This window comes from Caballeronia sp. (assembly GCF_049581465.1).
In the GTDB taxonomy this organism is placed as follows: Bacteria; Pseudomonadota; Gammaproteobacteria; order Burkholderiales; family Burkholderiaceae; genus Caballeronia.
Genome location: NZ_JBAUSA010001138.1, coordinates 1 through 6,063, shown reverse-complemented (window position 1 = coordinate 6,063; position 6,063 = coordinate 1). Strand labels below are relative to the sequence as shown.

The 6,063-nt window shown below is 59.1% G+C and carries 5 protein-coding genes; 3 read left to right on the top strand and 2 right to left on the bottom strand.

What is annotated here, in order from left to right:
- Positions 1–44: 44 nt before the first annotated feature.
- The 3 genes from WCA53_RS27875 (at position 45) to WCA53_RS27865 (ending at position 3,162) form a co-directional block, all read left to right on the top strand.
- Entirely contained in the window at positions 45–800 is a 756-nt protein-coding gene (locus WCA53_RS27875; RefSeq protein WP_423918492.1) for a hypothetical protein, read from the top strand.
- A 262-nt stretch (positions 801–1,062) separates the two neighbouring features.
- Positions 1,063–2,301: a metallophosphoesterase family protein gene (locus WCA53_RS27870; RefSeq protein ID WP_423918489.1), complete on the top strand. Its 1,239-nt coding sequence runs from the start codon at positions 1,063–1,065 to the stop codon at positions 2,299–2,301.
- Between the two features lie 6 nt (positions 2,302–2,307).
- Positions 2,308–3,162 (top strand): lipase family protein, encoded by an 855-nt coding sequence (locus WCA53_RS27865; RefSeq protein ID WP_423918486.1) that lies wholly within the window; start codon positions 2,308–2,310, stop codon positions 3,160–3,162.
- A gap of 128 nt (positions 3,163–3,290) precedes the next feature.
- On the opposite strand, the gene WCA53_RS27860 is transcribed toward WCA53_RS27865, so the two are convergent.
- Together WCA53_RS27860 and WCA53_RS27855 are read right to left on the bottom strand one after the other, a co-directional pair.
- Positions 3,291–3,644 (bottom strand): CmcJ/NvfI family oxidoreductase, encoded by a 354-nt coding sequence (locus tag WCA53_RS27860; protein ID WP_423918483.1) that lies wholly within the window; start codon positions 3,642–3,644, stop codon positions 3,291–3,293.
- A 159-nt stretch (positions 3,645–3,803) separates the two neighbouring features.
- Complete coding sequence (locus WCA53_RS27855; protein ID WP_423918477.1) at positions 3,804–5,696, bottom strand: methyl-accepting chemotaxis protein; 1,893 nt, start codon at positions 5,694–5,696, stop codon at positions 3,804–3,806.
- Positions 5,697–6,063 lie beyond the last annotated feature (367 nt).

Below are 6,063 nucleotides of genomic sequence, written 5' to 3'. Positions count from 1 at the left end.
GTGGTACGGGTCGTCTTATCTGCTTCTATCAACGGCAGGCGGTTATGAACACTCACAATACGTGTTTCGTTCGCCCGGCGCTGGCTGCACTTTGTGTGGCTTCGCTCGCAACGCTCGCCGCATGCGGCGGAAACGTCTGCGTCGGCATCGGCTACTGTGGCGGCGCAGCCGTTGTGCCAAACGTCACCCTATCCGGCACGGCTGCCACCGGCAACCCGCTCGCCAGCGCGATGCTCAGCTTCAGTTGTGCTCAAGGTTCGGGCTCCGCCCTGTCAGACGGCGGCGGCAAATACAGCATCACGTTCAACGCCACGCTTCCGTGCATCCTCACTGTGACCTCCGGTGGCACCACCCTGCATTCGGTGGCGTTTGCCGGCGGCACCTTCAATACGACGCCTGAAACCGAGCTGATGCTCGTCTACCTCGCTTCACAACTCGGCACGAACGAGACCACTCTGATTGCGGGCTTCCCGAGCAGCGCACAGTTTCAACAGGCGCTGGGAAACGAGGCCGATGTGCTGGCTGCGCAATCGGCTGTCGTCACGAATCTGCAGCAGCGCTATGCGCTCACGCTGACGGCGCCAGCGTTTCTGACGACGCCATTTATTGTCGGGCAAGCAGGCGTCGACAGCGATCTCGGCGCACTGACCGCTGCAGGCGCCATCGACGCTAATGGCATGCCTGATCCGGCCGCCGTCTCGCTGCTGTCAGCGGCGGGTCTCGCCCAGCCGCTCGCAACGAACGCCGCACCTTCATCCAGCACTGGCAGCGCAGGGAGCGCCAACGGCGGGATGATGTGACGTGTGGCGTTTGGCGTGTGGTGAGCGGCAGGAACCCCGCGCTCACCTCATCGGCGATCTGTCTGTTAAGCCACATAACGCCCGTCCTCGTCCTTACGCTCAGGCTTCGGTCGCCTATTCTGTTGTGATGGAAGGAGCGACGCGGCGTAATTCGAGAGTGTTGCTCATGCAAAGAAGCAGGCTTGCAAGTTGAATTAAATCTGTTTGTTTCACTTACATTGTAGTGCTAATCAGATATTGAAAAGATAGAAAGGAGTCAAGCATGTCCTCAAACGCTCCCCCGACGCCGGATGCTTTGAAGGTGCGCCTGCAGCAGGCCATCGCCGTATTCCGAAGCAAGGCCTCGCCCGATCAACAGAACACGCTTGAGCTCATGCTGGATCAGGCGCACAACCAGGCAACGGATTTGGTCACGGGCGAGAGTGACAATTCACCCACCCATCATATTCTGGCGAACGTAAGGAGCCTCCTCGAAAATACGACCGCTTTACCGGGCCCTGGCGGTGGGCTGGTCGCATCAACTGTGTCCGAGGAAGGAGACCTTGTCGGAACGCAGCAATACGAGGCGCTTGATCTGCGCTGGGCGGAATCGGCAGCTTGCTGGCTGGAGCACTTTCCGCCGGATCAGAAGGCTAAATTTCCAGACAACCCGCCTACGATACAAATCGACAACGAAGTGACGATTGCCATTGTGGGGGATTGGGGAACAGGCGTGGGGTATAGAACCGACCGCCAAATAGACCCGGCTCAGAAAGTCGCCAACGCGGTCAGGCAACTTAATCCGGACTATACCGTCCACTTGGGCGACGTCTACTATTCGGGAACGGAGGAACAGGAAAACATCAATTTTCTGGGCGTCTGGCCTTCCGGAAAGAAGGGTTCTTTCACGCTGAATTCAAATCACGAGATGTACTCAGGCGCACTGGGCTACTTCTTAACCACGTTGGCGGACCCAAGGTTCGGCGCCCAAAATGGATCGAGCTACTTCGTTATGCAGAACGATTACTGGATGGTTATCGCACTTGATACCGCCTTTTATGCCGATGAGATGGGCCTCTATCAGCACGGTCATCTTGACCCGACGCAATGCGCGTTCCTGAATAACCTTGCCGCGAGCGCCGGGACACGTCAAATAATCCTGCTGACACACCATAACGGACTATCCGTCGATGGCGGGACGCAGAGCGCACTATGGCAGCAAATTGCCCCTCTCTTCGCACCGCACAACGTGTGGTGGTATTGGGGTCATCTGCACGCGGGCGTTGTCTACAGTCAGCAAGCAAACATGCGGGGTCGCTGTTGCGGCCACGGAGCGGTACCTTGCGGCGCTCCGCAGGGGCTGGACGAGAACCAGGCGGTGCTCTGGTACGAGAACACGCCGGTCGTTGACCTTTTGTACCAAGGCCGAGTGCACAACGGCTTCGCTTTGCTGAGTTTGAACAACGGGACGCTGACGGAGACGTTCGTCAACGAAGATGGCCTGAATGTTTATGCCGGTTGATCGCTCATGCCAACCATCCCCTACGACCCGACGCGCGATGCCCTCTACTCCCCGCAACTGAGGGCAACGGTCTTCGCGGCTGGCGGCGCGTACAGCATCCCCGCGCTGTCCGTGGAATTCGCACGGCTCGCATACGTACATGGCGAAGACGGCGGACCTGAGCTTGCGCGGGTTGAGGACGCACTCGCCCTCGTCGGCTTTGAGGCACCCACGCTGTTCGGCGGCGAGCAGACCGACACTCACGGCTTTGGCGCTTTCAGGCCCGCAGATGGTCTTGCTATCATGGCGTTTCGAGGCACAGAGCCGGAAGAACTGACCGACATCGCGACTGACCTCGACGCCAGCATGACGGGCTGGAGCGAAAGCGCCGGCAATGTTCACGAAGGATTTGCGCGAGCGGCGCGCAGCGTCCTCCCGTCCGTCACGGCATGGGTGCTGGCGACGCAGGGCGGGCGAACCCGGCTCGTGCTGACGGGCCATAGCCTGGGGGCCGCTATAGCAACGCTTGTTGCTAGCGTGTGCCGGCCGAATGATCTCATCACCATCGGATGCCCACGTCTTGGTGACGCGGCTTTTGCGGCGACGCTTGGAGAAGTCGAGGTCACACGCTTTGTCGACTGCTGCGACCTCGTAACCGAATTGCCGCCCGAGCTTGGCGGTTACGTGCATGTGGGACCGATGACGTACATCACGAGTGAAGGCCTGCCCACGCCAGGCGATGCTGAAGCAGCGGTGCAAGCTGACCGCTCTAACGCACGAGTCGCCTACCTGCGTGACTATGCGTGGCGCACGGGTAACGTCATGCTCAGGGATCTCGCCGACCACGCACCCATCAACTACGTCAGGAGCCTGTTTCCTTGAGGCATGGCGAGTTTGTAGTTTGTGTTACGTTGCGATTGGCTCCTCTGACGGTGCGTCGTTGGGGCGTTCAGCGCTAACTGCGTCTAGGCCACGCCTACGCCACGCTCGCGTCGAGACTCTTCAGCAGTTCACCGCGCGACCACTTTCTCAGCGCCGGTGGCCTTGAGCAGCACCTGTTCCGATTCGCGGTAATACGTCGAGCGGATGGCGGCTTCGTCGCTGAAATCGCTTAGCGCGCTTTCGTGCCTTACATGTTGAAAACCGCTCGTGTCCAGCGACAGTCCGCTCGCCGCCGCGAGCGCACGGGCATCGTGGATCGTCACTTGCCGTGCTTCGAGCTGGCCGGAGGTCCAGGGTATGCCGGGCGGCGGCTCGTACATGTAGCTCACCGGGCGGCCTTCGCCTTTCCGTAGATAGTTCAGCTCGGCAATGACCGCGCGTAGCGCGGCTGCTTGCGGGCGTTCTTCGTAGATCGTGCTCATCTTCGTTCCTCGGGCCTTGCGCCTCAGGGTCAGGACTTTCAACGCTATACCCGCGGGCGCCGAAGCTGAACGAACGAAAATTGATAAGGTTATGCGTTCAGATGCTTGCATCACCGACGAGCCCCACGAACCACGTGATGCAAATCGTCGCGGCCTGGCTTACGCCCCCAGCTTAAAGAAGCCCACTGTCGCGTTCAGGTCACGGCCCTGCGTGCTGAGCGATTCGGATGCAGCGGCGATTTCTTCGACCAGCGCCGCGTTCTGCTGGGTTGACTGGTCCATTAAGGAAACCGCCTGATTGACCTCGCCGATCGCACGGCTTTGCTCGTTAGCCGAATGCGCGATTTCACTGGTAATGGTTGCGACGTTTGAAATGGCTTCGGTCAGTTCGGCAATGGTCTTGCCTGCCAGATTGACCTGTTCGGCGCCGGCCTGGACGTTTTCGACCGATACTTCCAGCAGGGTCTTGATCTCTTTTGCAGCGCTTGTCGATCGCTGGGCAAGGTTGCGAACCTCGGCTGCGACTACTGCAAACCCTCGACCGCTTTCACCCGCCCGCGCCGATTCAACGGCAGCATTCAACGCAAGGATGTTGGTCTGAAATGCGATTCCCTCGATCATGCCGACGATACCGACAATGCGACCCGATTGTTCGACCGCAACTTTCATGGTCTTCGCAGCGGTGGTCACCGCATCGTTGCCGCGTCGGGCAGTATCCACGGCACCGGCGGCGACGGCATGGGCGCTCATTGCCTGGTCAGCAGTGCCGCGCACGGTGCCCGCAAGTTCTTCCATGCTCGCTGCCGTTTGCTGGATCGACGCTGCCTGTTGCTCGGTTCTGGACGATAGATCGATGTTGCCCGCTGACACCTCACTTGCCGCCAGTTCGAGATTGCGGCTGCTGCTCATGACCTTCAGCAGGACACCACGCAGTTTTTCGACGAAGGCGTTGAACTGGTTCGCCAGATCGCCCACTTCGTCCTGGCTGACAAGCGGCAGGCGTCGCGTCATATCGCCGTCCCCGGCTGCAATTTCATACATCGAGTTCGCCAGATGACGAATCGGATCGGTCATCCGGCGCCCCAGTACGACGATGATCAGTACGGCAACGACTAGAACCAGCAGTCCGATTGCGATCAGCGTCGACGTCAACCGGTTGGCCGCTGCCATCATTTCCGACTCGGGCACGAGCGCATAGTACTTCCAGCCGCTCTTTGGCGAAGTGTAGACAAACGCCCGATTTTCTACGCCGTCCAACTGAATGTTGACGAGTCCATCGGTGCTATTGGCCAGTTGTTCGTACCCGCCGCCCAGTCCTTTCAGGTCCATGAATTCGTGCTTCTTTTCACGCGGATCGATGAGAATTCTGCCGCTGCCGTCCGTGACGAGCAGATAGCCCGTCTGGCCGAATCGGATACCGCTGGTGAGGCGCGCAAAGTCATCGAGCGAAATATCACCTTCGAGCGCTCCGAGGATTTCGCCCTTGCCGTCCTTCACCACGCGCGCGAACGAAATGATCGCGCCGCCGGCCCCGGCCGCGCTGAGATACGGCGCGGGTCGCACGACGCGCTCGGGGGCGGTCATGGCCAGTTGATACCATGGCCTCACCCGCGGATCGTAATGTTCACCGTTCAGGCTTTCGATCGGCCACTGCACGTAGCCGCCCCAGTGCGTGCCGATATCCAGATACCGCATGTTGGGATGGGTATCGCCGAACTGCTTGAGCAGCGCGAAAATCGTCTTCTCGACCTCGCCATTCGCATCAGGGGTCATCTGGCCGCCATGGTTCAGATAATTGGTGATGCTCTCATCGGCGGCTTTTAGCTGCGCCGTTTGCGTCAGGTATGTCAGGTTCTGTTCGACCTCGTTGAAGGTTCCATCGAGTGATTCATCCGCCTGGACGATTCTGGCGTGACTGGACTGCTCGAACTCGTCGACGGCCTGGTGTCGTACGTTTAATGCGCCCACCGTGGTGAGCAGTAGAACCGTGATGGCTAGGGCAGCAGCAGACGCGGCGCTGAACTTGAATGCGATAGAACTAGTAAGCTTCACAATTGACCTATGCCCAATTTCGAATGACGACTTGATCTCAACTCGCGGTGCTGAAAATGAAGCCATTCGCGAGGACGACTACGATAGTTGTCGGCTGATATCGGGTTTGCTTGAGCGGATTCGACGCCTGACAGGCAATAAATTTTTTGCGCCGTTTGCGGTGTCGTTTTTCGAGGGAATTGTGTCGCTATGGCGATGACCGAATAGCGGCGGGTGGTTTAAACATGTGCCGAAGCACGTCGCATGTTTAAACCACCCGCCGCTAGCCAGTTGGGGTCAATCGCGAGTATTGGTGAGCGCTGGTTAATGATCCATATGTAGCCCTCGTATTCGAACGTGAAGCAGGCCCGCGATGAGTCGATTTACG

Coding starts and splice junctions, on each gene's coding strand:
- WCA53_RS27870 (WP_423918489.1), top strand. CDS start 1,063: ATGTCCTCAAACGCTCCCCCGACGCCGGATGCTTTGAAGGTGCGCCTG.
- WCA53_RS27875 (WP_423918492.1), top strand. CDS start 45: ATGAACACTCACAATACGTGTTTCGTTCGCCCGGCGCTGGCTGCACTT.
- WCA53_RS27860 (WP_423918483.1), bottom strand. CDS start 3,644: ATGAGCACGATCTACGAAGAACGCCCGCAAGCAGCCGCGCTACGCGCG.
- WCA53_RS27865 (WP_423918486.1), top strand. CDS start 2,308: ATGCCAACCATCCCCTACGACCCGACGCGCGATGCCCTCTACTCCCCG.